Annotated in this window: 1 protein-coding gene and 1 pseudogene; both read left to right on the top strand. The window is 35.1% G+C overall.

The window, feature by feature from the left end; translation table 11 throughout:
- Positions 1–221 precede the first annotated feature (221 nt).
- Positions 222–431, top strand: a complete 210-nt coding sequence (locus K737_RS00110) for a hypothetical protein (protein ID WP_006290814.1) — start codon at positions 222–224, stop codon at positions 429–431.
- Positions 432–657: 226 nt separating this feature from the next.
- Positions 658–744, top strand: a pseudogene (locus tag K737_RS10730) (IS1 transposase); the annotation flags it as partial.
- Positions 745–1,384 lie beyond the last annotated feature (640 nt).

Here is a 1,384-nt window from a genome sequence, read left to right as displayed (position 1 = left end):
TTAACACTTGTTTTAACACTTGTTTTAACACTTTGTGAATGATGCTATAGCTGGGATTCTTACTCCTTTCATACTTACTTCGGCTTGTCTTAACAAGTTCATGCATCACTTTTTCCCATACCCCCTTAATCCTACATGGTCTATAAAACATGTACCGTCCATTGATAACCGCTCTTGATTATATAAAATACTGCATTAACACCCTATTGTATGTAAAATTTGTGAACGTTAAGATTGCTTTAAAAGCGGTTTTGTTCGAGGGATTCAGCGGTACAAATGTAAAAAATGTGGAAAAATTTTCACGAGGAGAGCCCAAAAAAGACAAGCTCCAATCCTTCGTTTTATACGCAAGCTGTTTTTCAATGAACAGAATTGCTCAGCATTTTGGTGTCAGCGCGATCGTTGTTTTGAAGTGGGCGGGCACCTTATAATCAAGGTTATGCGCCAAAATTGAGCCATCTCCAGAAGACAAAGTTATTGTCAAGGAAGTCGATAAATTTTGGCATTATTTAACAAAAAGAAGCAAAAATTTTGATTTTTAAAGCTTGGATTTTTAAAGTCTGTGATCGTTCTGGAAAACGGCTATTCGATTAGGAATTTGGTGATCACTTTAGTCAAACATTCAAACGACTTTTTGAACGATTAAAAAAATGGAAAATTTTATTTTATTGCGCAGATCATTGGGCAGGTTTTTATAAAATTGTTCCAAGCAACCGTCTCTTTCAGGGAAAAGATAAAACGTTTTCCATTGAACAAAATAACGCTCGATACCGCCATTGGTTTGCAAGATTTCGTAGAAAAGCATGCATTTGATCAACTTTATGAGGCTTTTTATGCATTCTTCCAAATTTTATCTTCAGGCTAAATGAATATAAGGGGGCGCTTTTATATGGCTGACATCTATCATCAGCCTCTCATAGTCGGAGATCAGCACTCAGTTTTTCTAAAAATTTTCTGTGCGTATTTTTCCAATCTTCATAACCAGGGTGAAGATCCCGCTAAGGAAACCTGCGTTCCTAAAATCCACAAAACAGCGTTTAACGATTTTAGCTTGCTTTTCCCTCCCCTTTCTTCCTAGTAGATAAGGCTTTAGAACCTGTATTCATGAATAAAAAAGTGTGATATAAAAGGCTTGAAGGTGTAGAAGAAGAATTATCCAAGCGATTTAAAAGAGAAAGAGTAGGAAGGAATAAAGCATCATTTTGATAGCGGCAATAAAAGTAAATACAACAAAAAGAGGGTGTTAATGCAGTAGTTTATATAATCAAGCATAACTCCCCCTCACTTTTTTTCAGGTAGTTTAAAAGATCCGAAAGAGAGGCTATTTTATTAAAAATAAACAACAATGTTTAATGCAAATGAACCTCTCATCCTTAATAAATAA

The organism is Holospora undulata HU1 (assembly GCF_000388175.3).
GTDB classification, from domain to species: Bacteria; Pseudomonadota; Alphaproteobacteria; order Holosporales; family Holosporaceae; genus Holospora; species Holospora undulata_A.
This window is presented reverse-complemented; position numbering and strand designations above follow the sequence as displayed.